This window comes from Streptomyces sp. RPT161, from assembly GCF_027533845.1.
Taxonomy (GTDB): domain Bacteria; phylum Actinomycetota; class Actinomycetes; order Streptomycetales; family Streptomycetaceae; genus Streptantibioticus_A; species Streptantibioticus_A silvisoli_A.
Window position 1 is genome coordinate 729438 of record NZ_JAPZVN010000002.1, and the last position, 25722, is coordinate 755159.

At 72.2% G+C, this 25722-nt stretch carries 26 protein-coding genes; 13 read left to right on the plus strand and 13 right to left on the minus strand.

Translation table 11 applies throughout. The annotated features are described in order from the left end of the window. The first annotated feature begins 92 nt into the window (after positions 1-92). Both O5O46_RS07935 and O5O46_RS07940 read left to right on the plus strand, forming a co-directional pair. Positions 93-911 carry an enoyl-CoA hydratase/isomerase family protein gene (locus O5O46_RS07935; RefSeq protein WP_269854521.1) on the plus strand — a complete coding sequence of 273 codons (819 nt, stop codon included), beginning with the start codon at positions 93-95 and terminating at the stop codon, positions 909-911. Positions 912-1082: 171 nt separating this feature from the next. After that, positions 1083-1247 (plus strand): hypothetical protein, encoded by a 165-nt coding sequence (locus tag O5O46_RS07940; protein WP_269854522.1) that lies wholly within the window; start codon positions 1083-1085, stop codon positions 1245-1247. Positions 1248-1258: 11 nt separating this feature from the next. On the opposite strand, the gene O5O46_RS07945 is transcribed toward O5O46_RS07940, so the two are convergent. The 4 genes from O5O46_RS07945 to O5O46_RS07960 all read right to left on the minus strand — a co-directional run bounded on the left by O5O46_RS07945 (position 1259) and on the right by O5O46_RS07960 (position 4295). Continuing rightward, positions 1259-2020, minus strand: coding sequence for an SDR family oxidoreductase (locus O5O46_RS07945; RefSeq protein WP_269854523.1), 762 nt, complete (start codon positions 2018-2020; stop codon positions 1259-1261). Between the two features lie 79 nt (positions 2021-2099). Further along, the gene (locus tag O5O46_RS07950) at positions 2100-2933 is read right to left on the minus strand and encodes an SURF1 family cytochrome oxidase biogenesis protein (protein ID WP_269854524.1); all 834 of its coding nucleotides are present in this window, start codon (positions 2931-2933) and stop codon (positions 2100-2102) included. A gap of 42 nt (positions 2934-2975) precedes the next feature. After that, on the minus strand, positions 2976-3227 hold the full coding sequence (locus O5O46_RS07955) for a hypothetical protein (RefSeq protein WP_269854525.1): 252 nt from the start codon (positions 3225-3227) through the stop codon (positions 2976-2978). Between the two features lie 87 nt (positions 3228-3314). Beyond that, the gene (locus O5O46_RS07960; RefSeq protein ID WP_269854526.1) at positions 3315-4295 is read right to left on the minus strand and encodes a DEDDh family exonuclease; all 981 of its coding nucleotides are present in this window, start codon (positions 4293-4295) and stop codon (positions 3315-3317) included. A 166-nt stretch (positions 4296-4461) separates the two neighbouring features. Between O5O46_RS07960 and O5O46_RS07965 the strand changes: the two genes are divergently transcribed. Both O5O46_RS07965 and moaA read left to right on the plus strand, forming a co-directional pair. Further along, complete coding sequence (locus O5O46_RS07965; RefSeq protein ID WP_269854527.1) at positions 4462-5505, plus strand: zinc-dependent alcohol dehydrogenase family protein; 1044 nt, start codon at positions 4462-4464, stop codon at positions 5503-5505. A gap of 386 nt (positions 5506-5891) precedes the next feature. Continuing rightward, positions 5892-6881: a GTP 3',8-cyclase MoaA gene (moaA, locus tag O5O46_RS07970; RefSeq protein ID WP_269854614.1), complete on the plus strand. Its 990-nt coding sequence runs from the start codon at positions 5892-5894 to the stop codon at positions 6879-6881. A 12-nt stretch (positions 6882-6893) separates the two neighbouring features. Here moaA and O5O46_RS07975 read toward each other — a convergent pair whose 3' ends face one another. The 4 genes from O5O46_RS07975 to O5O46_RS07990 all read right to left on the minus strand — a co-directional run bounded on the left by O5O46_RS07975 (position 6894) and on the right by O5O46_RS07990 (position 10837). Continuing rightward, positions 6894-7121 carry a hypothetical protein gene (locus O5O46_RS07975; RefSeq protein WP_269854528.1) on the minus strand — a complete coding sequence of 76 codons (228 nt, stop codon included), beginning with the start codon at positions 7119-7121 and terminating at the stop codon, positions 6894-6896. 225 nt (positions 7122-7346) lie between these two features. Then, on the minus strand, positions 7347-7733 hold the full coding sequence (locus O5O46_RS07980) for a DUF3099 domain-containing protein (RefSeq protein ID WP_269854529.1): 387 nt from the start codon (positions 7731-7733) through the stop codon (positions 7347-7349). 183 nt (positions 7734-7916) lie between these two features. Next, on the minus strand, positions 7917-9311 hold the full coding sequence (locus tag O5O46_RS07985) for a metallopeptidase TldD-related protein (RefSeq protein WP_269854530.1): 1395 nt from the start codon (positions 9309-9311) through the stop codon (positions 7917-7919). Next, positions 9308-10837 (minus strand): TldD/PmbA family protein, encoded by a 1530-nt coding sequence (locus O5O46_RS07990; RefSeq protein WP_269854531.1) that lies wholly within the window; start codon positions 10835-10837, stop codon positions 9308-9310. The genes O5O46_RS07985 and O5O46_RS07990 overlap by 4 nt, the downstream gene beginning before the upstream one ends. 198 nt (positions 10838-11035) lie before the next feature. Between O5O46_RS07990 and fabG the strand changes: the two genes are divergently transcribed. After that, the gene (gene fabG / locus O5O46_RS07995; protein WP_269854532.1) at positions 11036-11755 is read left to right on the plus strand and encodes a 3-oxoacyl-[acyl-carrier-protein] reductase; all 720 of its coding nucleotides are present in this window, start codon (positions 11036-11038) and stop codon (positions 11753-11755) included. 5 nt (positions 11756-11760) lie between these two features. Then, positions 11761-12522, plus strand: a complete 762-nt coding sequence (gene fabI / locus O5O46_RS08000; protein ID WP_269854533.1) for an enoyl-ACP reductase FabI — start codon at positions 11761-11763, stop codon at positions 12520-12522. 89 nt (positions 12523-12611) lie between these two features. On the opposite strand, the gene O5O46_RS08005 is transcribed toward fabI, so the two are convergent. Then, complete coding sequence (locus O5O46_RS08005) at positions 12612-13304, minus strand: FadR/GntR family transcriptional regulator (protein WP_269854534.1); 693 nt, start codon at positions 13302-13304, stop codon at positions 12612-12614. An 80-nt stretch (positions 13305-13384) separates the two neighbouring features. Between O5O46_RS08005 and O5O46_RS08010 the strand changes: the two genes are divergently transcribed. The 4 genes from O5O46_RS08010 to O5O46_RS08025 all read left to right on the plus strand — a co-directional run bounded on the left by O5O46_RS08010 (position 13385) and on the right by O5O46_RS08025 (position 15835). Beyond that, positions 13385-14662, plus strand: coding sequence for a CynX/NimT family MFS transporter (locus O5O46_RS08010; protein WP_269854535.1), 1278 nt, complete (start codon positions 13385-13387; stop codon positions 14660-14662). Positions 14663-14719: 57 nt separating this feature from the next. Further along, on the plus strand, positions 14720-14842 hold the full coding sequence (locus O5O46_RS08015; RefSeq protein ID WP_269854536.1) for an SGM_5486 family transporter-associated protein: 123 nt from the start codon (positions 14720-14722) through the stop codon (positions 14840-14842). Positions 14843-15038: 196 nt separating this feature from the next. After that, entirely contained in the window at positions 15039-15266 is a 228-nt protein-coding gene (locus O5O46_RS08020) for a hypothetical protein (protein WP_269854537.1), read from the plus strand. A gap of 50 nt (positions 15267-15316) precedes the next feature. Then, on the plus strand, positions 15317-15835 hold the full coding sequence (locus O5O46_RS08025) for a SixA phosphatase family protein (protein ID WP_269854538.1): 519 nt from the start codon (positions 15317-15319) through the stop codon (positions 15833-15835). A gap of 139 nt (positions 15836-15974) precedes the next feature. Here the strand turns inward: O5O46_RS08025 and serB are convergent, their stop codons facing one another. Then, a complete protein-coding gene (gene serB / locus O5O46_RS08030; RefSeq protein WP_269854539.1) occupies positions 15975-17243 on the minus strand; it encodes a phosphoserine phosphatase SerB in 1269 nt (422 codons plus the stop codon). Positions 17244-17717: 474 nt separating this feature from the next. Next, a complete protein-coding gene (locus tag O5O46_RS08035) occupies positions 17718-19091 on the minus strand; it encodes a streptophobe family protein (RefSeq protein ID WP_269854540.1) in 1374 nt (457 codons plus the stop codon). 231 nt (positions 19092-19322) lie between these two features. Here O5O46_RS08035 and O5O46_RS08040 point away from each other — a divergent pair, with 231 nt between their 5' ends. Then, positions 19323-21896, plus strand: a complete 2574-nt coding sequence (locus O5O46_RS08040) for an FHA domain-containing protein (RefSeq protein WP_269854541.1) — start codon at positions 19323-19325, stop codon at positions 21894-21896. A gap of 61 nt (positions 21897-21957) precedes the next feature. Here the strand turns inward: O5O46_RS08040 and O5O46_RS08045 are convergent, their stop codons facing one another. Together O5O46_RS08045 and O5O46_RS08050 are read right to left on the minus strand one after the other, a co-directional pair. Continuing rightward, a complete protein-coding gene (locus O5O46_RS08045) occupies positions 21958-22995 on the minus strand; it encodes an S-adenosylmethionine:tRNA ribosyltransferase-isomerase (protein WP_269854542.1) in 1038 nt (345 codons plus the stop codon). After that, positions 22992-23690 (minus strand): SDR family NAD(P)-dependent oxidoreductase, encoded by a 699-nt coding sequence (locus tag O5O46_RS08050; RefSeq protein ID WP_269854543.1) that lies wholly within the window; start codon positions 23688-23690, stop codon positions 22992-22994. The genes O5O46_RS08045 and O5O46_RS08050 overlap by 4 nt, the downstream gene beginning before the upstream one ends. 188 nt (positions 23691-23878) lie before the next feature. Here O5O46_RS08050 and O5O46_RS08055 point away from each other — a divergent pair, with 188 nt between their 5' ends. Then, a complete protein-coding gene (locus tag O5O46_RS08055) occupies positions 23879-25027 on the plus strand; it encodes a GAF domain-containing sensor histidine kinase (RefSeq protein WP_269854544.1) in 1149 nt (382 codons plus the stop codon). Continuing rightward, positions 25020-25688 carry a response regulator gene (locus O5O46_RS08060; protein WP_269854545.1) on the plus strand — a complete coding sequence of 223 codons (669 nt, stop codon included), beginning with the start codon at positions 25020-25022 and terminating at the stop codon, positions 25686-25688. The genes O5O46_RS08055 and O5O46_RS08060 overlap by 8 nt, the downstream gene beginning before the upstream one ends. Positions 25689-25722: the final 34 nt, after the last annotated feature.

Consider the following 25722-nt stretch of genomic DNA (forward strand, 5'->3'; position numbering starts at 1 on the left):
ACTGAGCCGTGGGTGACCACCCGGTCACCACTGCTCACGGCCAAGTGGTTACTGTTCGGTAATCCTGTCCGTGGCCCGCTCGGAGGTGCCCCATGTCCGAACCCACCGCTCCGACCACCGCTGCGCAGGCGGATCCACTGCTCATACGTGACGGGGTACGGCTCACCGTGGACGGTGCCGTTGCCAGCGTCACTCTGTGCAACCCCGCCAAGCGCAACGCGCAGTCGCCCGCCCTGTGGCGGGCGCTGGTCGAGGCGGGACGGTTGCTGCCCGGTAGCGTCCGGGTCGTCGTGCTGCGCGCCGAAGGCGTCTCCTTCTCCGCGGGGCTGGACCGGCAGGCGTTCACGCCAGAGGGGTTCGACGGCGAACCGTCCTTCATCGACCTCGCGCGCGGCTCGGAAGCCGAACTCGACGCGACCATCGCCGAGTACCAGGAGGCGTTCACCTGGTGGCGGCGGAACGACCTGGTCAGCATCGCGGCCGTACAGGGTCACGCCATCGGCGCCGGCTTCCAGCTCGCGCTCGCCTGCGACCTGCGGGTCTGCGCCGACGACGTGCAGTTCGCGATGCGTGAGACCAGCCTCGGCCTGGTGCCCGACCTCGCGGGCACCAAACCGCTGACCGGACTCGTCGGCTACGCACGGGCGTTGGAGATCTGCGCCACCGGCCGCTTTGTGCGCGCCGAGGAGGCCGAACGCGTCGGCCTGGCCAATCTGGTGGTGCCGTCCGCCGAACTCGACGCGGCGGTTCAGGACCTCACCGCGGCCCTGCTGGCCGCTCCGCGCGACGCCGTCGTCGAGACCAAGGCGCTGCTGCGGGACGCCCCTTCACGCACGTACGACGAGCAGCGCGTCGCGGAACGGGCCGCACAGGGCCGCCGACTGCGCGACCTGGCGGGAATCGGCGAGTAGCACCGGGCCCATCGCGCGAACGGCCGCGCGGCCACCGCGCCCGGCGGCACGGGCCGGTGGTCGCGCATAGTCTGGCGGCAAAGCGACCGATGCGGCCCGGAAGGGGTGACGCGCGATGCCCGAGATAACGCCGCGGAGCCAACAGCAGGGCTCGGTTGTACCCGCCCCCGGGTGGAGATGCGGATGCTGCTCGACCGGTTCGCCGGCCCGGCCGAGGTGGTGTCCGAGCTCGATGGGCGGGTGCTGGCCGAGGCCCGTACCTCGACCGGTGTGGACTGGCTTCCGGCCGAGGTGAGGCTCCAGGCTGAGCGCCACCGCGCCCGCCGCGTACGCTGATTGACGTACCGTCAGTACCCGCGCCGGTGGCCGCCGTCGACCGGGACCATGATCCCGGTGAGATAGGACGCGGCGGGCGACAGCAGGAACGCCGCTGTCCTGCCGAACTCCTCCGGGGTGCCGTAGCGGCGCAGCGGAATCGACGCGATGTGCCGGTCGCGGGCGGCCTGCGCGTCACCGCCGAGCGCGTCCAGTTCACGTACCCGGTCGGTGTCGATCCGGGCCGGAAGCAGCCCGAGGACCCGGATGCCCCGCGGCCCCAGCTCGTCGGCCATGGTCTTGGCCACGCCCGCCAGCCCCGGCCGCAGACCGTTGGAGATCGCCAGGCCCGGGATCGGCTCGTGCACCGACCCGGACAGCACAAAGCCGATGACCCCGCCGGAGCCCAGCTCGGCCGCGGCGGTCCGGGCGATGCGTACCGCGCCCAGGAAGACCGTCTCGAACGACTCGCGCCACTGGTCGTCCTCGATCGCGGTGGCCGCGCCCGCGGGCGGCCCGCCGACGCTGATCAGCACCCCGTCGAAGCGGCCGAAACGCTCCCGGGCGGCGGCGATCAGCCGCCGCGCGCCGTCCGGGTCGGCGTTGTCCGCGACCACGCCGACCGCCTGCCGGTGGCCGCCGAGCGCCTCGACGGCGGCGCTGACCGACTCCTCCTTGCGCCCGCTGACCACGACCCTGGCACCGTCGGCCACCAGCTCGCGGGCGGCGGCGAAGCCCAGCCCGCGGGTGGCCCCGGTGAGTACGTACACCCTGTCCTTGAGCCCGAGATCCATGGCGCCATCGTGCCCGACGGCCCGGCACCGGGCCACGCAGGGGTGGCCGAAGCGGGCTGGGACGCCGCCGAGTTGGGGGTCAGGCCCGGGCGGGCGCCTCGGCGGGCTCGGCCGCTGACTGCGCGGCCTTCTCCCGGGTCCTGCGCTGGTCCCTGACCTCGCGCCGCACCAGGATGACCCAGCCCACCGGGATCATCACCACGAACAGCCACCACTGCCATGCGTAGGCCAGGTGCGGCGGGCTGTACCAGCCGCCGCTGTCGCCGGGAGTCGGGGCCGGGACCAGCTCGGGCTGGTCGGCGGACGGCTTGGGGGACGTGCCGGTCAGCTCGATGTAGCCGCCGAGCAGCGGCTCGGAGACGGAGTCGGCCAGCTTCGAGCTGTTGATCAGCATGATCTGCCGTGGGGGCAGCCCGGACTTGTCGCGGATGCTGGTGCTGGCGGTGGTCTCGTCCGGCCGCATCCGGCCGGTGATCGTGACCTCGCCGGACGGGGTGCCGGGGACCGGCGGGAACGAGACGCCGTCACCGTACTGCGGGGCGGGGATCCAGCCCCGGTTGACCAGGACGGCCTTGCCGTCGTCCAGGACCAGCGGGGTGACCAGGTAGTACCCGATGGTGGAGCCGTCGGACGAGGTGCGGTGCCGGACCACGACCTGGTGCGCCGGGTCGTAGTGGCCCCTTGCCGTGACGGTGCGGAAGTTCTCCTGCGAGGGCACCTCGGCGCGCGGCGCGGTGAGCTTCTCCACGGGGACCGAGGGCGCGGCCAGACTGCGGGCGATCGCGGAGTTCTGCCTGGCCTGGCTCTCGTGCCGGTGCATCTGCCACAGGCCGAGCTCCACCATGATGGGCATCAGGACCAGGCAGACGAGGGTGAGGATCACCCATTGCCTTGACAGCAGGAAGCGGTACACCCCACGACGGTACAACTCCGTCGTGGGGTGATCACCGCGGGGTCATGCCATGGGCGCGCCGACCCGGTCGACGATGCCCTGGACCCCCTCGGCCTTGGCGCAGTGCGCGCTGCAGAACTGGCGGCCGTCGGCCTCGACACCGTGGCCGACGACCTGCACCCGGCAGTGCTCGCAGATCGGCGCCATGCGGTGGATGGCGCACTCGAAGCAGTCGAAGACATGCACCGCGCCACCCTGTGCGTGCACCTCGAACGTCATGGAGTAGTCGTTACCGCAGACCTCGCAATGTCCCATGCGGTCAGAGTGCGGGGCACCGCGCCGCCCGGACAACGCTGCCGCTGGCGGGTCGCGGCGACTCCGCCCGTACGGCCTACCTGCCGCTCATACCTCGGCCGCGGCGACGTCCTCCAGCAGTTCACGGAACCGTGCCTCGTCCACCACCGGGGTGCCGAAGCGCCGGGCGTTGACCACCTTTCCGGCGGGGGATCCGGGATCGTTGGTGACCAGCAGGCTGGTCAGCCGGGAGACGCTGGACGCCACATGCAGCCCGGCCTCGGTGGCCCGGTCCTCCAGCAGTTCGCGGTCCACGGCCGTGTCCCCCGAGAAGGCGACCCGCATCCCCTGTACCAACGGCCCACCCGGCAGCAGACGACCCGGATTGGGGTACGGGCACGGCGGTCGCTTGCGCGAGTGCCGCCAACTGGTCGGCGGATAACCGGCCGAGCGCAGCGGCCCGCCGGTCGGCGACCACTCGGTGAGCGGACGGCAGGCGTGCAGCGGTAGCGGCAGCCCGTTGGCCGCCGCCAGGTGCAGGCTCGGCCGGAACGCCTCGGCCAGCACCCGGGCGTCGTCGAGGGCGTGGTGCGCCCGCTGCTGGATCACCCCGTAGTGCGCGGCCAGGGACTCCAACTTGTGGTTGGCCAGCGGCAGTCGCAACTGCTTGGAGAGCATGATGGTGCACAGCCGCTGCTCGACCGGCGGCCGGTGGTCGGCGCGGGCGTACTCACGTGCCAGCATCGACCAGTCGAAGACGGCGTTGTGGGCGACCAGCACCCGGCCGGAGAGCCGCTCGGCCAGTTCGCCCGCGACGTCCGCGAACAACGGGGCGTCGGCGAGCGCCTCGCTGGTCAGCCCGTGGATCCACACCGGGCCCGGGTCGCGCTGGGGGTTGACCGGCGAGTACCAGTGGTCCTGCACGTCGCCGTGCGCGTCCAGCCGGTAGACGGCCGCCGACACTATCCGGTCGTCCCGGCCGAGACCGGTGGTCTCCACGTCCACCACCGCGTACCCGTCCGGGTAGGCGGTGGGCCACGGGGACGGGGGCTCGGGCGGGTCCGCGCGGTCCGTTCGGTTCTCCAGCATGGTCATTGAGGATAGGGGGCGGCACCGACAGTGACCGACGGGTGCACCGCCAGGAGTGAACGGCGCTCAGTTCCCTTACCGGCGTGGCTGGTGGGCGGACGGGAATGCCCGGGTACGGGACGGTGTTGGACAACCCGAAACACCCGTTCAACCGTTGAGGACCCCCATGCGCGCCACCGTCATCCATGCCCCGAACGACATCCGCGTGGAGGAGGTGCCCGACCCCGTCATCAAGGAGCCGGGCGACGCCGTGGTCCGGGTGCTGCGCGCCTGCGTCTGCGGCAGCGACCTGTGGGCGTACCGGGGGGAGTCCGCGCGGGAGCCCGGGCAGCGAATAGGCCACGAGTTCCTGGGAGTTGTGGAGGAGACCGGCTCGCAGGTCTCCGGGCTGCGGGCAGGCGACCTGGTCGTCGCCCCCTTCGTCTGGTCCGACGGTGCCTGTGACTTCTGCGCCGAGGGCCTGACCACCTCCTGCCCGGCCGGCGGCTTCTGGGGCACCCCGGGGTCCGACGGGGGCCAGGGCGAGTACGTGCGGGTGCCGTTCGCGGACGCCACCCTCGTCGCCCTGCCCTCGGACGCGGCGGGCGACGACCGGCTGCTGGCCGCGCTGCTCACCCTCTCCGACGTGCTCGGTACCGGTCACCACGCGGCGGTCGGCGCGGGCGTGCGGCCCGGCGCCACGGTGGCGGTGGTCGGTGACGGTGCCGTCGGACTGTGCGGTGTGGTGGCGGCGAAGCGGCTCGGCGCGGAGCGGATCATCGCGCTCGGCCGGCACACCGACCGTACCGACCTGGCCAGGACGTTCGGCGCCACCGATGTGGTCGCCGAGCGCGGCGAGGCGGCCGTCGAGGCGGTGCGCGAGCTGACCCGTGGGCAGGGCGTCCACTCGGTGATCGAGGCGGTCGGCACCGAGCAGTCGATGCGCACCGCCGTCGGCATCGCGCGGGACGGCGGCGCGATCGGCTACGTCGGTGTGCCGCACGGCAGCGGCACCGGGCTCGACCTGGGCGTGATGTTCGGCCGCAACATCGCCCTGCGCGGCGGCGTCGCCCCGGTGCGCAGCTACATCCCGGAACTGCTGCCCGACGTGCTGAGCGGCGCGATCGACCCGTCCCCGGTCTTCGACCTGACCGTCGACCTGGACGGTGTCCCGTCCGGCTACCGCGCGATGGACGAGCGCACCGCGCTCAAGGTCCTGGTCCGGCCCTGACCCTACCGCGTACCGCGCAGCGTCTCGATGCTCAGCAGCGGTATGGCCACTCGCGGCCCGTACCACCGGCCGGGTACCGGCGGTACGGGTCTGCGGGGCGCGGCCGGGGGCACGGGAGCGGCCAGCCGCACGGTTCCGTACGGTCGTTTGTCCGGCCCTGGCGGTGGGGTGCTCGGCGACGCGCTCACGCCCTGTAGAACGAACCGGAGCGGTACGGGTACCGGCCTGTCACCCGCGCTGTCGCGGCGCTCCTGAGCTGGGCGGCGTGCCTCGGCACAGCGCGGATTCAACAAACTGTTGCAATCTGTCGGGCGTCGCGTACCCTGACCGACGATCTAGGCTTGAAGCCACGGGCGCACCGCGTGCCCATGAGGGGAGGCGCCACCGTGCTGCTCGACACCTACGGCCGGATCGCCACCGACCTGCGGGTCTCGCTCACCGACCGGTGCAATCTGCGCTGCACGTACTGCATGCCGGAAGAGGGCCTGCAGTGGCTGGCCAAGCCCGAACTGCTCACCGACGACGAGATCGTTCGGCTGGTCCGGCTCGCGGTCACCGAACTCGGCGTCACCGAGGTCCGTTTCACCGGCGGCGAACCGCTGCTCAGGCCCGGGATCGTCGGCATCGTGGAGCGCTGCGCCGCACTCGAACCGCGCCCCAGACTGTCCCTCACCACCAACGGCATCGGCCTGGCCAGAACCGCCCGGGCGCTGCGCGACGCCGGTCTCGACCGGGTCAACGTCTCACTGGACACCCTGCGGCCCGAGGTCTTCCAGCGGCTCACCCGGCGCAAGCGGCACGAGGACGTCATCGCGGGCCTGAGCGCCGCACACGACGTCGGCCTCACCCCCGTGAAGATCAACACCGTGCTGATGCGCGGCCTCAACGACGACGAGGCGCCCGCCCTGCTCGACTGGGCCGTTGGGCACGACTACGAGCTGCGCTTCATAGAACAGATGCCGCTCGACCCCCAACACGGCTGGCAGCGCGCCGACATGGTGACCGCCGAGGAGATCCTGCGGCAGCTGACCGCGCACTTCACGCTGACCCCGGAGGAGTCCTCGGTGCGCGGCTCGGCACCCGCCGAACGCTGGCTGGTCAACGGCGGCCCCGCCAGGGTCGGTGTGATCGCCTCGGTCACCCGGCCGTTCTGCCGCGCCTGCGACCGCACCCGGCTCACCGCCGACGGACAGGTCCGCAACTGCCTGTTCGCCCGCGAGGAGACCGATCTGCGCACCGCACTGCGCTCCGGCGAGCCCGACAAGCGCATCGCCGAACTGTGGCGCGCCGCGATGTGGGGCAAGAAGGCGGGCTCCGGCCTGGACGACCCGTCCTTCCTCCAGCCGCAGCGCCCGATGTCCGCGATCGGCGGCTAGTCCGCCCCGTGGTCAGGACCCCTGGGAGAAGTCCCACTCCTGGAGCTTCACCACGTCCTTGAGGAAGCCGCGCATCCCCAGGAACGACGAAAGGTGCTCGCGGTGCTCCTCACACGCCAGCCAGGTCTTGCGCCGCTCGGGAGTGTGGACCTTCGGGTTGTTCCAGGCGATGACCCACACCGCCGCCGCCCGGCAGCCCTTGGCCGAACAGATCGGCGTCTCGGCCGCGACGTGCTCCATGGTCTTCCGAACTCTCAACGCTTCGTGAACTCACCGCGAACACCTGGATGTTCACCGGAAAAGAGACGACGCCGGGCAGCCACGGGGGGAGCCGCCCGGCGTCGGTCCGTCGCTCCGACGGGGGATGCGGAGCGCCTACGAAGTATGTCACGCACCCACCCCGCCACGGCACCGGAACGACGTGATTGATCTGAGCTTTTCTTGAGCTTCCGGCATGCGCGCAGGTCAGCTCGTCCGCTCGCGCCGGAACTCCTCACCGGGTTCCGCCCCGGCCGCTGGCTCGGACTTCTCAGGGTCCTTCGGGGACGGGTCCGCGCCCCGCTCCAGCATCGGACGCGGCGGAGGCGGCACGAACGCGGACGGCAGCGACGGCGCGTTCTCCCGTCCCGCATTGGCGATAACCACCGCGATATACGGCAGCACACCGCCCAGGACCAGCGCGATCGCCGCCAGCACCGTCTGCACGTGCCACAGGGAGATCGCCAGCAGGAAGCAGAGCGTGCGCACCGTCATCGAGATCACGTAGCGGCGCTGCCGCCCCTTCACGTCCTCGGTCAGCCCGGCGCGAGCCCCCGTGATCCGGAAGACCCCGCCACTGCTGTGGTTCCGCATCACGTTCCACCACCTGTTGGATATGCCGGAATCTCCCCTGTCCGGACACTTCACACGTTACGCCGCGGCTGCGCTCGCTACGAGACCGGGGCTGACCCGTTCGTGGCGTCCGATCTGCGCCGAACGGACGACTCGGGCCCCGGCAGGGCGACCAGCCGACCCGGGCCGCCCGTCCAACCGGCGTCACACCCCCGGGCTGACCGAGCTCATGTTGAAGTCAGGGACCCGCAGCGCCGGGGCCGCCGCGCGGGAGAAGTAGTCGCCCCACTCCCGCGGCAGGGTGCGCTCGGTGCGCCCGGCCTCCGTCGCCCGGCCCAGCACGTCCACCGGCGACTCGTTGAAGCGGAAGTTGTTCACCGCCGCGGTGACCTCGCCGTTCTCCACCAGATAGACGCCGTCCCTGGTGAGCCCGGTCAGCAGCAGCGTCGCCGGATCCACCTCGCGGATGTACCACAGGCAGGTCAGCAGCAGCCCCCGCTCCGTCCCGGCCACCAGCTCGTCCAGCGACTTGCCGCCACCGGCGTCCAGCACCAGGTTGTCCACCACGGGAGCCACCGGCAGCCCGGTCAGCCGCGCCGCGTGCCGGGTGGCGATCAGCCGTTCCAGCACCCCGTCGCGCACCCACTCGGTGCGCTCCAGCGGCAGCCCGTTGTCGAACACCGACGACTCGTCACCCGAGGAGTGCGCCAGGACGAACGGCGCGGATTCAAGGCCGGGCTCCCGCGGATCGCTGTACAGGCTGACCGGCAGCTCGGTGAGCTTTTCGCCGACCCGCGTACCACCGCCCGGCCTGCTGAAGACCGTACGGCCCTCCGCGGCGTCCCGGGCGCCCGAGGACCACAGCTGGTAGACGAACAGGTCGGCCACCGCGCTCGGCGGCAGCAGCGTCTCGTACCGTCCGGCCGGCAGCTCCACCCGGCGGGCCGCCCACTCCAGCCGCCGCGCCAGCCCGGCGTCCAGCGCCAGCGGATCGACGTCCGTGAAGTCACGGGTGGCCGCCCCGGCCCAGGCCGAGCGGGTGCCGTCCGGGGACTTGGCGTTCAGCTCCAGCGTGCCGGTCGGCTGGTCATGGCGCAGCCGCAGCCCGGTCGAGGTGCCCAGATAGCTGGAGACCATCGAGTGGTGCGCGAAGCCGTACAGTTCACGGCCGCCTGCGCGGGCCGTGGCGAACGACTCGCCCAGCGCGGGGGCGAACGCCGCGAACACCTCGGAGGACGTCTCGGCCGGTGCGCCGGTGAAGTCGGCGTCCACCGCGCCGCCGCCGACCAGCGGCTGGGCGTCCTCCGCCGGGCCGGCCTCGCGGGCCGCCGCCTCCGCCGCGCGCACCAGCGGCTCCAACTCCCCGGCGGTGACCGCGGATCGAGACACCACCGCGGAGGCCGTGCCCTGCGCGCCGTCCACGGTGGCGATCACCGTCAGGGTGCGTCCGCGGGTCACGCCGTTGGTGGTGAGCGCGTTACGGGCCCAGCGCAGGTTGGTACTTGACTCCTCGTCAGCGATGACCACACAGCCGTCGGCCCTGGACAGCTCCAGGGCCCGCTCGACGATCTCGTGCGGAGCGGTCTGCCGGACGCTCATCGCCCTGCCTCCTGCGCGGTGTTGAGGATGGTGATGCCGCGGAACAGCGCCGAGGGGCAGCCGTGGCTGACCGCGGCCACCTGGCCGGGCTGCGCCTTGCCGCAGTTGACCGCGCCGCCGAGGACGTACGTCTGCGGGCCGCCGACCGCCTCCATCGCGCCCCAGAAGTCCGTGGTGGTCGCCTGATAGGCGAAGTCCCGTACCTGGCCCGCCAGTTGGCCGTGCTCGATGCGGAACGCCCGCTGCGCGGTGAACTGGAAGTTGTAGCGCTGCTGGTCGATGGACCACGACCGGTCACCCACCAGGTACAGCCCGCGCTCCACCCGGCCGATCAGCTCCCGCGTCGAGGGACCGCCCTCCGCCGGGCGCAGCGAGACGTTCGCCATCCGCTGCACCGGTACATGGGAGGGCGAATCGGCGTGCGCGCAGCCGTTGGAGCGCTCGAAGCCGCACTGCCTGGCGATCCGCCGGTCCAGCTGGTAGCCGACCAGTGTGCCGTCCCTGACCAGGTCCCAGGACTGCGCGGCCACGCCCTCGTCGTCGTAACCGATGGTGGCCAGGCCGTGTTCCGCCGTGCGGTCCCCGGTCACGTTCATGACCTCGGAGCCGTACTTCAGCTTGCCCAACTGGTCGAAGGTGGCGAACGAGGTGCCCGCGTACGCCGCCTCGTAGCCCAGCGCGCGGTCCAGTTCGGTGGCGTGCCCGATCGACTCGTGGATCGTCAGCCACAGGTTGGACGGATCGATCACCAGGTCGTACGCCCCGGCCTCGACGCTCGGCGCGCGCATCTTCTCGGCCAGCAGGGCGGGGATCTCGGCGAGTTCGGCGTCCCAGTCCCAGCCGGTGCCGGTCAGGTACTCCCAGCCGCGGCCCGCCGGCGGCGCCAGGGAGCGCATCGAGTCGAACTCACCGGAGCGCGGATCCACCGCCACCGCGGTCAACTCCGGGTGCAACCGCACCCGCTGCTGGGTGGTCGTGGTGCCCGCGGTGTCCGCGTAGAACTTGTTCTCCTGGACGGTCAGCAGCGAGGCGTCCGCGTGCGACACCCCCTCGGCGGCCAGCAGCCGGCCGCTCCACTCGGCCAGCAGCTCCACCTTCTCCTTGTCCGGTACGTGGAACGGGTTGACCTGGTACGCGGACACCCATGTGCGGTCCGCGTGCACCGGCTCGGCGGCCAGCTCCACCCTGTCGTGCGGGCCGGCACCGGCGGCTGCGGTGACCTTCGCCGACAGCTTCGCCATCGCCACCGCCTGGCCCGCCACCCGGGCCGCCGCGTCCATCGTCAACTCCACGCCCGACGCGAAACCCCACGCACCGCCGTGCACCACCCGTACCGCGTACCCCGTGTCCGTGGTGTCCGAGGAGCCGGCGAGCCTGGCGTCCCGCAGCCGCCACGAGGCGTTGCGCACCCGCTCGAACCGGAAGTCGGCATGCTCCGCGCCCAACGCCCGGGCACGCGCCAGCGCGGCGTCGGCCAACGCCCGTAGCGGCAGCGCCTGGAACGACCCGTCGATCTCCTGGGTCACGACGGCTCCCCCTTCCCGTGAGGCCTTCCCGTATCGTCCTCGCAGTGAATCATGCCCCTCTGACAGTCCGCTGGCGGCGGGATTCTGTAGGGACCCGACAGTGACTGCCGTCAGCCCCTGTGGGAGGCCGATTCTCCGTGTCCGGCCCGCGACCGATAGTTTCGTAGCGCACAGACGACTAAACGAAAGGGTGGGCCGTTGAGCCGCTCGGTTCTCGTCACCGGAGGCAATCGGGGCATCGGCCTCGCCATCGCCCGTGCCTTCGCGGAGGCAGGAGAAAAGGTCGCCATCACCTACCGGACCGGCGAGCCACCGGCCGTCCTCAGCGAGCTGGGCGTCCTCGCGGTGCGGTGCGACATCACCGACCCCGAGCAGGTCGAGCAGGCCTACAAGGAGGTCGAGGACAAGCACGGCGCGGTCGAGGTGCTGGTGGCCAACGCCGGGGTGACCCGTGACCAGTTGCTGCTGCGGATGTCCGAGGAGGAGTTCACCTCCGTCGTCGACACGAACCTCACCGGCACCTTCCGGGTCGTCAAGCGCGCCGCGCGAGGGATGCTGCGCGCCCGCAAGGGCCGCATCGTGCTGATCTCCTCGGTGGTCGGCCTGCTCGGTTCCGCGGGCCAGGCCAACTACGCCGCCTCCAAGGCCGCGCTGGTCGGCTTCGGCCGCTCGCTCGCCCGTGAGCTGGGCTCCCGCAACATCACCGTCAATGTGGTCGCCCCCGGCTTCGTCGACACCGACATGACCCGCGCGCTCTCCGACGAGCAGCGGGCGGCCATCCTCGGTGGGGTCCCGCTGGGCCGGTACGCACAGCCGGAGGAGATCGCCTCCACGGTGCGCTTCCTGTCCTCCGAGGACGCCGCTTACATCACCGGAGCCGTCGTTCCTGTCGACGGCGGATTGGGCATGGGTCACTGATCGCTATGAGTGGAATCCTCGCTGGCAAGCGCGTCCTGGTCACGGGTGTCCTGACCGAGTCCTCGATCGCCTTCCAGGCGGCGAAGGTGGCACAGGAGGAGGGCGCCGAGGTCATCCTCACCGGCTTCGGCCGACTCTCCCTGGTGGAGCGGATCGCCAAGCGGCTGCCCAAGCCCGCGCCGGTGATCGAGCTGGACGTGACCAACCAGGAGCACCTCGACGGCCTCGCCGACAAGGTGCGCGAGCACGTCGACGGCCTGGACGGCATCGTGCACTCCATCGCCTTCGGCCCGCAGGGCGCCTTCAACTTCCTTGAGGCGACCTGGGAGGACGTCTCCACCGCCGTGCACGTCTCGGCGTACTCCCTGAAGTCGCTGACCATGGCCTGCCTGCCGCTGATGCCGCGCGGCGGCTCGGTCGTCGGCCTGACCTTCGACGCGCAGATCGCCTGGCCGAAGTACGACTGGATGGGCGTGGCCAAGGCGGCGCTGGAGTCCACCAACCGCTACCTGGCCCGCGACCTGGGCGCCAAGAACGTGCGCTGCAACCTGATCTCGGCGGGTCCGATCAAGTCGATGGCCGCCAAGTCCATCCCGGGCTTCGAGGAGCTGGCGGACGTGTGGAACCACCGCGCCCCGATCGGCTGGGACCTGGCCGACCCGGAGCCCGCGGGCCGCGGCGTCGTCGGTCTGCTGTCGGACTTCTTCCCCCGGACCACCGGCGAGATCGTGCACGTCGACGGCGGTGTGCACATGATGGGCGCCTGACGGCGACGCTTCACCGGGGCCCCGGTTCCGCCCTCGGGCGGCACCGGGGCCCCTGCCTTACGCGGCCCGGGAGCGGTGGGGGCCGCCGGTCAGGAGCCGGCGCCGTGGCCGTGTCCCTGCGGGCGGCAGCCCAGGGGGTAGGCGCCCGCCTGGGCCGCCGCCCGCTCGCCGTCCCCGGCGCGGATCGCCTCCACGAGGGCGCCGTGCTCCGCGTAGTTCTCCGGCCGCAGCTCCTCACCGACGTCGGCCCTGATCAGGTCGCGCAACACCTCACCGAGGTCGGCGTACATCTCGGTGAGCACCTCGTTGTGCGCCGAGGCCACCACCGCCAGGTGCAGCGCGGTGTCCGCGTCCACGAACGCCTCGGCGTCGCCGGACTCCCACGCCCGCTCCCGGCGGTCCAGCGCCTTGTCCAACTGCGACAGGTCGCGCTCGGTACGGCGCGCGGCGGCGAGCCGGGCCGCCGCCGCCTCCAGCACACCGCGGACCTCGGCTAGCTGGTCCCGGTCGGTGTCGGCGAACCGGCGCTGCATCACCCCGGCCAGTTCACTGGTGGCCAGCACATACGTGCCCGAGCCCTGCCGGATGTCCAGCAGCCCGTTGTGCGCCAGCGCGCGCACCGCCTCGCGCACGGTGTTGCGGGCGACCCCGAGCTGCTCGACCAGCTCGGGCTCGGTGGGGATGCGGGAGCCGACCGGCCACTCGCCGGAGGTGATCTGGGTCCGCAGCTGGCCGATCACCAGGTCGACCAGGGCGGAACGCCGGGGCGCGGTCAGCGGCATGACTCTCCTCGTGGGACTCGCGAACACGGAGTCTGGCAAACAACTGGACAGGCAATCATCCTATGATTCTATGATGAGGCATGCGCGATGACGAGACCCTCATCCAAGAACGCCAGGCAGCCGCGGCGACCGCCAGGGGAGCGGCGTCCAGCCGGCCCCTGTCCGCCTGGAGGCGTCGGCTCGTGGTCATCGGCATGATCGCCGCCGCGCTCAACCTGCGACCCGCGATCACCAGCCTCGGCGCCCTGCTGGAGGAGGTCCGCGACGGCCTGCACATGAGCGGCACCGTCGCCGGACTGCTCACCTCGGTGCCCGCCCTGTGCTTCGCGGTCTTCGGCGTCGCCGCGCCGCGGCTGGCTCGCCGCTTCGGGCCGGGCGCGGTGGTGTGCGCCGGAATGGCCGCCATCGCCGCGGGGCTGCTGCTGCGGCCGCTCGCCGGAGGGACGCCGGTGTTCCTCGCCGCCAGTGCCCTCGGGCTGGCCGGCATAGCGGTCAGCAATGTGCTGATGCCGGTCATCGTCAAGCAGTACTTCCCGGACCGCGTCGGCCAGATGACCGGTCTGTACTCCATGGCGCTCGCCCTCGGCACCGCGATAGCCGCGGCGGCCACCGTCCCCATCGCCCACGCGCTGGGCGGCAGTTGGCGGCTCGGCCTGGGCGTTTGGGCGGCGTTCGCCGCGATCGCCGTCCTCCCCTGGCTCGGGCTGATACGCGACCGGTCGAGCGGCGCGTCGGCCTCCGCCGCGCCCGCGCCGGAGGACCAGGGGATACGCATCACCCGTAGCCCCACCGCCTGGGCGCTCGCCTGCTACTTCGGGCTGCAGGCCACAGGCGCGTACATCACCATGGGGTGGCTGCCGCAGATCTTCCGTGACGCCGGGGTCTCGGCGAGCACCGCGGGCGTGCTGCTGGCGGTCACCATGGTCATGGGGGTGCCGCTGTCCTTCGTGCTGCCCGCGGTCGCCGGGCGGATGCGGCACCAGGGGGGCCTGGTGGTGGTCCTGGCCGCGTTCGGTCTCGCGGGGTACGCGGGACTGTGGCTCGCCCCGGGGGCGGCGCCGCTGGCGTGGGCACTGATGCTCGGCGTGGCGAACTGCGCGTTCCCGCTCGCGCTCACCATGATCGGCATGCGGTCGCGCAGCGGCCCCGGTGTGGTCCGGCTGTCCGCCTTCGCGCAGAGCGCCGGCTATCTGCTCTCCATACCCGGGCCCATCCTGGTCGGCACGCTCTACCAGCGGTCCGGCGGTTGGGGCCTGCCGATCGCGCTGATGGCCGGGCTCATGGTGCCGCAGATCATCGCGGGACTGTTCGCCGGGCGCAGCCGTCACATAGAGGACGAGGCCCGGGCGGAGGGATGACACCCCTGCCGGGACCCGTGTGCGGGACCGTCAGGAAGTGGTGCGACACTGGGCCGCATGCCAGTGCTCGAACCCAACCCACCGAAGCCGCAGAAGAAGCTCCTGCTGGTCTTCGGCCTCATGCTCGGTGTCCCCGCCGTAGTCGCCGTGATCGCCTCCTTCGCCGCCCACTACGGCTGACCGACGCCCCGGCCTGCCCGGCCAGGGGTCGGGGGTGGGGTTGTCCCCACCTCCCCTAGGGGGTCAGGGTCAGGGTCAACTGGGTGGAGTGCCGGATGGGTTGGCCTGCCGCGGCTGCGTAGCGTCGTCAGTACACCGAGCGGAGCGCGCGGTGTACAGCGACCGACGAAGCCACGCGATCCGGGAGGCGGTTTCCATGGCGGCCATCCGTACCCAGCCGAGGTCAGCGCGACCGCGCGCCAGCCGGGTGCCGACCAGACTGCCCTGGTGGGCGGTGGCGCTGCCCGCCATCGCCTTCGCCGGGCTGCTGGCCCTGGTCGCCGACCCGGCGCACGCGGCCGCACCAGTGCCCGCACAGCCCCTGGACGAGCTGCTCGGCCGGCTCACCGAGCTGCTGCCGCGTCTGCTGTCCCACCTGCTCTGACCGTACGTACTCCCGCGCCCGCCGCCGAGATTTCTGCGAAGCTGAAGGGCATGAGCGACGCAACGCCCCGAAGGATCATTCTCCTCCGGCACGCCAAGGCCGACTGGCCGGACGTGCCCGACCGGGACCGGCCGCTCGCCGAACGCGGACGCAAGGAGGCGCCCGCCGCCGGAGTGTGGCTTGCCGGAACGCGCATCATGCCCGATCTCACCCTCTGCTCACCGGCGGTCCGTACCCGCGAGACCTGGAAGCTGGTCGCGCACGAACTGCCGCAACGTCCCAAGACCGTCTACGAGGAGCGGCTCTACGAGGCCAGCCTCGGCGAACTCATCGCGGTGATCAACGAAACCCCCGAAGAGGTCGCCGATCTGATGCTGGTCGGCCACAACCCCGGGATGCACGCGCTCGCCGACGCCCTCGCGGGCACGGTGGAGGGCGACGCGCTGACACGGATGGCCAGAAGCGGCTTCCCGACCTCGGCGATCGCCGTGCTGACGTTCACCGGATCATGGAAGTCCGTGGAGCACGGGGTCGGACGCCTGGTGGAGTTCTGGGCTCCGCGGTCCTGAGAAAGCGGTCGTCCCAGGCTCCGTGAGCCTGGGACGGGGAGTTCCGGGCTCGGCGAGCCCGGGCGGGACGCGATGTGCGCCCTTCGGCACTGGTGGGTTACGAGTCCCCGGGTGCGGAGGCGGGGTCGCGGGGCCGGGGTTACGACTCGATGTGCAGTTCGGCGGCCTCGATCTCCTCGCGGGTGATGCCGAGCAGGTACAGCACGGTGTCGAGGAACGGCACGTTGACCGCCGTGTCCGCGGCCTGTCGGACCACCGGCTTGGCGTTGAAGGCGACCCCGAGACCTGCCGCGTTCAGCATGTCCAGGTCATTGGCGCCATCGCCGACCGCCACCGTCTGGGCGAGCGGCACCCCGGCCTCCGTCGCGAAGCGGCGCAGCAGGCGGGCCTTGCCCGCCCGGTCCACCACCTCGCCGGTCACGCGGCCGGTGAGCTTCCCGTCCACGATCTCCAGCGTGTTGGCGGCGGCGAAGTCCAGGCCGAGCCGCTCCTTGAGTTCGTCGGTGACCTGGGTGAAGCCACCGGAGACGATGCCGACCTGGTAGCCGAGGAGCTTGAGGGTACGGATGAGGGTACGGGCGCCCGGGGTCAGCCGTACCTCGGCCCGGACCTTGTCCACCACCGAGGCGTCCAGGCCCTCGAGCAGCGCCACCCGGGCGTGCAGTGACTCGGTGAAGTCGAGCTCGCCGCGCATCGCGGCCGTCGTCACCTCCGCGACCTGCTCCTCGCAGCCCGCGTGCGCGGCGAAGAGTTCGATCACCTCGTCCTGGATGACGGTGGAGTCCACGTCCATCACGACCAGCCGCTGCGCCCTGCGGTGCAGGCCGGAGGCGACCACGGCCACGTCGACACCGCGGTGTGCCGCCTCGATGGCGAGCGCGGTGCGCAGTTCCTCTGTGGGAGCGCCGGAGACCATCAACTCCACTGCCGTCACCGGGTACTTGGCGAGCCGGAAGATACGGTCGATGTTGCCGCCGACCTCGGTGATCCTGGCCGCTATGGCGGCCGCCGACTCGGCGGTGAGCGGATGGCCGAGCACGGTCACATGGGAACGGCCCGCCGCGCGGGGGCGGTTGTCGCCGGTGCCCGAGATGATTTCGGCCTGCATCTTGATCGATTCGGCCCAACTGTGCACGGTGGCGCGGAGGTCGCCCTCCGTGGCGGGGCCGCCGGTGGGCGCGGTGACCAGGGCGCAGAGCACTATGCGGCCTCGGGTGACGACCTGCTCGATGTCGATGACGTCCACGCCGAAGGCGGCGAGGGTGTCGAAGAGGCCAGCGGTGATGCCGGGGCGGTCCTTGCCGAAGATCTTGACCAGGAGAGTCGGACCGGTCTCGTGCGCGGCCGCCGCGCTCGCGGCGGAGGTGACCGGAGCGGCGGGGGCAGGTTTGGGCTGCGAGTCATCCATGGTGTGACCACCGTATCCGGCGGGGCCGTGGGGGCTCGCGTTTGGGGTTGGCGGTGCGTTTCGGGTGGCGGGGGTATGCCCGCTCGCCTGTCGCCCTCGGCCCTCGCGGTGCCGTCGCGCACGGCCGGGGCGGGGCTCGGTTCGCGGCCGCGCTGCGTGTGCGTGGGCTGGGCATTCGCGCCCACCCGGTTGCCGTGCGGCTTTGCTGCCGTCGCACGCGGTTCGTTGTGGGTCGGAGGCGCGCCAGGGTGTCTCCTCACCCCCGCGTTGTCGGCTGCGGCTGCTTCGCGGTGCCGCTGCGGGGACCCCCGCCCAGCCCTCCTGCGGTGCCTCGCGAAGAGGCGGGTGGGTGGACGCAGACCACCCGTAGCGCGCAACGGCAACCCCAAAGGCTGAACGGCGATCGGGCGGGGTGGGAAACCCCGTAGGGCAAACCCACCGCGCCCACTGGTGAACAACGGCGGAGCCCGAAGCTCAGCGCCGGACCCATCGGAGCGCCAGCGCGCCTGCCGCGCCGGCCACCGCACCCCATGCCGCGCCCAGAAGGGCCGCGATCACGAGGGACGGATGCAGGGTGAGCGCGGAGCCCACCGCGTCGAAGCCGAAGACCGAAAGGTCCGCGTTGACGTTGAAGGCGGTCAGCCAGGCCACCAACGGCACCGCACCCGCACCCACCAACGCCAGCCGCCCCGCGCACCCCCCGACGTAGCGCCACCGGGGACCCTCCACCGACGGAGTGCGGGACGCCGCCAGCACCCCCGCGGCCAGCATCATGACCGCCGCCGCCACGGGCAGCAGCCACATCCGCCCGTCGACCTGGGCCAGCCGGGCCACCGTGATCGAGCGTTCGCCGCCCCCCGTACCCAGCACCACCTCCAGCGGATGCGGCAGCAGTACCGACAGCGGTCCGGACGCGCTGCCGTACCAGGGCACGAACAGCCCCAGCGTCGCTCCGAGCCACACCCCGTTGGGCGCCCCGAGCAGTGCGCTGCCGACCACCCGCCCGGGGTGGCCGTCGGTGATGGCCGAGTACACCGCGGTGGCCAGCCCGGCGACCACCGCCGCCAGCAGCATCACGCACACTGCCCACACGGCGGGCCGTACCGCCGCCCAGCCGGGCGGCAGCGGGACGGCACGGGAGGCCAGCAGTGCGATGGCCAGCACCGCCAGCACCCAGATCAGCCCACCGGTCATCGAGGCGCCGATGTCGGCCCGGAAGCCGACCGACGTCTTGTCCTTGACCAGGTGACCGAGACCGTTCAGCAGGCCGCCGCCGAGGTTGCCGAGGTCTCCGATGCCGGGCAGCGTGCCGAGTATTCCCCCGGTACCGCCGTTGCCGTTGCCCAGCACGGCGCCGTTGATCGAGATCGTGGAGTGCCCGGCCCAGGCCAGCCCGCCCAGTACGAGGAAGAACAGCGCCGCCACCGTGCCGGTGCGAGCGGCCACCTCCGGTGCGCCGACCGGCCCCCTGGCCTGCCGCAGTGACCGTAGGACCACCCACGCCAGCAGCAGTGCCCCGACCAGGCCGACACCGAGCGGAATGATGTCGATGGTGCCGCGCGCCGCCGCGCCGCTGATCCCGAAGACCGTCACATCGCCGGACGGGCTGACCTTGCCGCCCACCGCCATGGTGACCACGGCAGCGGTCATCGGTCCCAGCGACCCCTGGGCGTCCGCGCCGAGCAGGTGCAGGCCCAGTGCCGCGACCGCTGCCATGGCCGAATACGACCACCCCACCGCCGAGAACGCGGTGAGCAGCACATTGCCCCAGGGCACCGCGCGCTGGGTGGCGGGGGCGGTGTCGTGGCCGTCTCTCGCCTGGTAACCGTCAGTGTCGCCGCTGGTCATCGCGACCCCCGGTCGGAGAGTTGCCCGGATCGTCCAGACTGTGGCGATCCGTAGGCGCTTTCCACTCTCCGAGGCCGTATCGGTGGAGTCAATTCGGCGGTGTCGCGATGGTTCGGTGAGGGCGACTTTCGGTTACGTGGCAGAGCCTGAAATAGTTCCTCCCGATGTTCGACATCCCTAGACTTCCCCGGCGTGGGGGATCACTCGGGGGACAACCTTGTGGGGCATGGAGTGCCGGAACTCGTACTGGAACTGAACGGACAAACCTGGACGCTTGACGCGTCCAGGTCATATACATTGGGTCGTGACCCACAGGGTGATGTGGCGCTCGACGACGCCCGCGTCTCCTGGCGGCACGCCACCATCCGCTGGGGCGGGCGCAGTTGGGTCGTGGAGGACCTCGGCAGCACCAACGGCACCTATGTGCGGGGGCAGCGCATCCAGCAGATGGAGATCGGCCCCGGCGCCACGGTCCACCTGGGCAACGCCACCGACGGCCCACGGCTGGCCTTCACCGCCGCACAGCCGGTGGCCGCCCCCGCGCAGGCCGCGTCCGCCGCCCATCAGGCGCCCGCGCAGGCCGCGCCCGTGGCGCACCAGGCACCCGCCCCGCAGCAGCACGCGCCCGGCGGCTGGGCCGACCAGCCGTCCGCACAGCGGCAGTTCCCGCAGCAGCAGGCGGCCTGGGGCGCCCAGGCGCAGCACGCGCAGCCCCCGCAGGCACACGTACCGCCGCAGCAGGAGCAGCGGCCCGCCGCGCAGCCGCACGGCGACCGCAGCCCGACGACCTTCCACCACCTCGCGGTGGGCCGGGTGATGCGGATCGGCCGTGCCCTGGACAACGAGTTGGTCGTCTCCGACCTCCAGGTCTCCCGCCACCACGCGGAGTTCCGCGCCCACCCCGACGGGCGCATGGAGATCGTCGACCTCGGCAGCCACAACGGCACGTACGTCAACGGCCAGCCGGTGCAGCGGCACCTGATCGGCCCGAACGACATCGTCGGCGTCGGCCACTCCACGTTCCGCCTGGTCGGCGACCGGCTTGAGGAGTTCGTCGACACCGGCGCCGTCTCGTTCTCCGCGCGCCGGCTGACGGTCCAGGTCCCGCAGGGCGGCACCACCAAGACGATCCTGAAGGACGTCTCCTTCGGCGTCCCGGAGAAGTCGCTGGTCGGCGTCATCGGCCCGTCCGGATCCGGCAAGTCCACGCTGCTGCGCGCCCTCACCGGCTACCGTCCGGCGGACCAGGGCGAGGTGCTCTACGACAACCGGAACCTGTACAAGCAGTTCGCCGAGCTGCGCCAGCGCATCGGCCTGGTGCCGCAGGACGACATCCTGCACAAGGAGCTGACGGTCCGCCGGGCGCTGCGCTACGCCGCCAAGCTGCGCTTCCCCGGTGACACCGCGGCCGAGGAGCGCAACGCCCGGATCGAGGAGGTGCTGCGCGAACTCAAGCTGGACATCCACGCGGACAAGCGCATCACCTCGCTCTCCGGCGGTCAGCGCAAGCGCGTCTCGGTCGCCCTCGAACTGCTCACCAAGCCCTCGCTGATCTTCCTCGACGAGCCCACCTCGGGCCTCGACCCGGGCATGGACCGCGATGTGATGCAGCTGCTCCGCGGCCTCGCCGACGACGGGCGCACGGTGCTGGTGGTCACCCACTCGGTGGCCGAACTCGCGCTGTGCGACCGGCTGTTGGTGATGGCGCCGGGTGGCTCGGTGGCGTACTTCGGCCCGCCGGACGAGGCGCTGAACTTCTTCGGCTACGAGAGCTGGGCGGACGTCTTCCAGGCCTTCGAGAACTACCGCGACTACGACTGGTCGGGCCGCTGGCGCGGTTCGCAGCACTACCAGATGTACGCGGCCGACCTCGACGCCGCCGCTCCGCAGCAGGCCGCGCCCGTCGCACCGCAGCAGAGCAGGCCGCAGAAGCCGCAGAGTTGGGGCTCGCAGCTGGGCACCCTGATCCTGCGCTATGTGTCGGTGATCGCCTCCGACCGGGGCTTCATGGGCCTGATGGTCGTGCTGCCCGCGGTGCTGGGCGTGGTGAGCGTGGTCATCCCCGCGAAGTACGGCCTGGGACCCGGGCCGGTGAAGGGCGGCTTCGCCTGGAACAAGGACGCGGGCACGATCCTGATGATCCTCACCGTCGGCATGTGCTTCTCCGGCGCGGCCAACTCGGTACGAGAACTGATCAAGGAACGGGTGATCTACGAACGCGAACGGGCCGTCGGCCTGTCCCGTTCCGCCTACCTGATGTCCAAGGTCATCGTGCTCGGCGTGATCACCGCCATCCAGGGCGTGATCATCTGCGGGATCGGCTTCGCACCGCGCGCCATGCCCACCGAGGGCGTGATCTTCCACAACGCGCCCGCGGTCGAGATGACCCTGATGGTCATCGGCATTGGCTTCACCTCGATGATGATCGGCCTGGTCATCTCCTCGCTGGTCAAGACCGCCGAGAAGACCATGCCCCTGCTGGTGATGTTCGCCATCGTCCAGGTGGTCTTCACCGGCATCCTGTTCCAGTTGTTCAACAAGCCCGGCGTGGAGCAGGTCGCCTGGCTGATGCCGTCCCGCTGGGCGCTGGCGGGGCTGGCCGCCACCGCCAACCTGAACAACCTCATGCCGTGGGACCCGCCCGTTCCGCCGGACCACGCGGGCAGCGTGGACGCGCTGTGGAAGCACACCGCGGCCGCGTGGTCGCTCGACATGGCGGTCCTGCTGCTGCTCGGCGTGGCCTGCGGCCTCGCGGTCGCACGGCTGCTGCGCCGCCACGAGCCCGAGGTCATGCGCGAGAAGTGACCGGTACGCACGGCGGCGGCACCCGCGGAGGGGGGTGCCGCCGCCGTCGCGTTTCCGCGCCCTACGGCAGCAGCAGGTTGACGTCGCCGAACTCGTGCCACCGATAACGGTGCCGCACCGCCTCCTGGTAGACCCGGTCCAGCAGTTCGGCACCGGCCACCGCCTCCAGCATCAGCAGATGGGAGGCCTCCGGCTCGTGCAGCCCGGTCAGCAGGCCGTCCACGACGCCCACCCCGCGCTCCGGAGTCACCACCAGATCCGTCCACCCGGCCGCCGCCCGCACCCGGCCCCGCCCGTCCCCGGCCGACTCCAGCGCCCGCACCGCCGTGGTGCCCACCGCGACCGCCCTGCCGCCGCCCGCTCTCGCCGCGTTCACCAGCCGTGCCGTGGCCTCCGGCACGGCGAACCGCTCGGGGTACGGCGGCTCGTGCGCCTCGGCCGAGGCCACCCCGGTGTGCAGCAGCAGCGGGGCGATCTGCACGCCCCGGCTCACCAGCGCGGTCACCAGGGACGGCGTGAACGGCCGGGCGGCGCTCGGCATCTCCGCCGAGCCCAGACCGTCGGCCGACGGCACGCCGAACACCGTCTGGTACGCGGACAGCGGCTGGTCCCGCTCGGTGTACCCGTACCGGATCGGCCGCCCGAACCGGTACAGGTACGCCACCGGGTCGGCCATCGACACCGAGGCGATCCACAGCCGGGCGGGCCGCGGTCCCAACGGCTCCTCCAGCACCAGCCGTCCGCCCCCGGCCAGTTCCAGCACCGCGCCCGGTGACCCGTCCAGCCGCGGCCCGGTGGTGCCCCGCCCGTCCGGGGTGCGCGGCTCCACCGCCCAGCGGCCGTCGTCCAGCCGGGTCGAGAAGTGCACCACGAGCCGCTCCCCGCGGTGTACGGCGTCCACGGCGGCGGGCAGCGTCCGCGAGGTGTTGACCAACAGCACGTCCCCGGCCCGCAGCAGCGACGGCAGATCGCGGAACGCGGCGTGCTCCACCGCCCCCGAGGACCCGCGGCCCACGACCATCCGCACCCCGTCCCGGCGCCGCGGCGGTACCCGGGCGGACAGCTCGGGCGGCACCCGTACCGCCCGTACCCCCCTCACCGTCGCACCGCCAGCAGCGCCGCGGCCGTGTAGCGGCCGCTGTCCGGCCGCTCGTCCAGCAGCCGCAACAACGCCGGAACCACGGATTCCGGCGCGGGGCGGTCCGCCTCGTCCGGATCGTCCGGTACCGCCCTGGCGTACAGGTCGGTGCGCATGTCGCCCGGATCCACCGACCACACGCGAAGCCCCGGCTCCTCCACCGCGAGCACCGCCGAGAGCTGGTCCAACGCGGCCTTGCTCGCCCCGTAACCGCCCCAGGTCCCATACGCCTCCACGGCGGCGTCCGAGCTGACGTTGAGCACCGCGCCCCCAAAGGCGCGCAGCAGCGGCAGCAGGACCTGCGTCAGGGCCAGCGGCGCCACCACGTTCGTCTCCAGAGCCTCGGCCAAGCCCGTCAACGGCAGGTCGGCCAATCGGACCAGCGGCTCCGCGCCCAGTGCGCTGGCGTTGTTCACCAGCAGGTCGAGACCGCCCAACTCCCTTGCCGTCGAGGCCAGTTCGCGGCGGTGGCCGGGATCCGTCACATCGCCGGGCACCGCCACCACCCGCCCCGGCCCCCGCAGTTGACCGGCCGCCGCGCGCAACCCGGCGGCCGACCGCGCGTCCAGCACCAGGTCCCAGCCCCGCCCGGCCAACGCCGCCGCAAGCGCCCTCCCGAGCCCCTTCGACGCACCAGTGATGATCGCGACAGGCATGCCCGGCTCCCTCCGGTCGGCGCCGGACCCGACGCCCGGCGACGTCGCCACGCTAGGAACCGGCGGACACCGGCCGCCTCGGCCGCCCGCCGCACCCCACCAGGGCACTTCGGCCTACGCCCCGGGGACCAGCCCCCGCCCGCCGCCGGTCCGATGCCGCTGTCAGTGGCCGCCGGTACGGTGAACACATGTCCAAGGGGTCCGCACGCGGCGAGATCGACGCGGTGAGCGCCGCGGTGCTGGCGATCAGCCGCCACCGTGAGATGCGGGACGTCCTCCAGACCATCGTCACGTCCGCCCGTGAACTCGTCGGCGCCAGGTACGCGGCGCTGGGCGTCTCCGACGACCACGGCGGTTTCGCACAGTTCGTGGTCGACGGCGTCAGCGACGAGCAGTGGAAGCGGATCGGCCCGCTGCCCCGCCAGCACGGCATCCTCGCCGCCATGCTCCAGGAGGCCGCCCCGCAGCGCCTCGCGGACGTACGCACCGACCCCCGCTTCGGCGGCTGGCCCGGCGCCCACCCCGAACTGGCCGACTTCCTCGGGGTACCGATCATGGACGGGGACGGAGTTCTCGGCGCCCTGTTCCTGGCCAACGAGGAGTGCCCCGACCCGCACAAGGGCTGCGCCTTCACCGACGACGACGAGGCACTGCTGCGCACCCTCGCCGCGCACGCCGCCATCGCGCTCACCAACGCCCGGCTGTACGAGCGAAGCCGCGAGCTGACCATCGCGGGGGAGCGGGCCAGGATCGCCCACGAACTGCACGACGCCGTCTCCCAGAAGCTGTTCTCGCTACGGCTCACCGTCCAGGCCGCCGCCGCCCTGGTGGACCGCGATCCGGACCGCGCCAAGGGCGAGTTGAAGGAGGTCGCCCGGCTCGCCGCCGAGGCCGCCGACGAACTGCGCGCCGTCGTGGTCGAGTTGCGCCCCGCCGCGCTCGACGAGGACGGCCTGGTGGCCGCCCTGCGCACCCAGGTCCAGGTGCTCGACCGGGCGCACACCGCCCGGGTCGCCTTCACCGCCCACTCCGTACGCGCCCTGCCCTCGGCCCAGGAGGAAGCGCTGCTACGGGTCGCCCAGGAGGCGCTGCACAACGCGCTGCGGCACGCCGACGCCCACACCGTCGACGTGCTGCTCGAAGGCCGGGGCGGGGGCGCGGTGCTGCGGGTGCGCGACGACGGCCGTGGCTTCGAGCCGACCGCGGTGCGCAGGGCCGGCCGCCACCTGGGCCTGGTCTCGATGCGGGACCGCGCGGCGGGAGCGGGCGGCAGGCTGACCGTGGACTCGGCTCCCGGCAGGGGGACCGTCGTCGAGATGGAGGTGCCCGGTGGCTGAACCGAGCGAGCCCCGGACCGGGGGCGGCGTCATCAGGGTGCTGCTGGTCGACGACCACCAGGTGGTGCGCCGGGGCCTGCGGACGTTCCTTGAGGTCCAGGACGACATCGAGGTGGTCGGTGAGGCGTCCGACGGGGACGAAGGGGTCCTTCGCGCCCAGGAGTTGCGGCCCGACGTGATCCTCATGGACGTCAGGATGCCCGGCACCGACGGCATCGCGGCGCTGCGCAAGCTCCGTGAACTGGACAACGGGGCACGGGCGTTGGTGGTCACCAGCTTCACCGAGCAGCGCACGGTGGTGCCCGCGCTGCGTGCCGGCGCCGCCGGGTACGTGTACAAGGACGTCGCCCCCGACGCGCTGGCCGACGCGATCCGCTCGGTGCACGCCGGGCATGTGCTGCTGCAACCGGAGGTGGCCGACGCGCTGCTGGCCCGCGAGGGGTCCAACGGCGGCCAGGGGCGGGGGAGTTCGCTCACCGACCGGGAACGCGAGGTGCTCGGCCTGATAGCCGACGGACGGTCCAACCGCGAGATCGCCCGGGCGCTGGTGCTCTCCGAGAAGACCGTCAAGACCCACGTTTCCAACATCCTGATGAAGCTGGACCTCGCCGACCGCACCCAGGCCGCGCTGTGGGCGGTGCGACACGGGATAGGAACCTGACGGGTTCGCAGCCAACCGGGCTGAGATTCATACC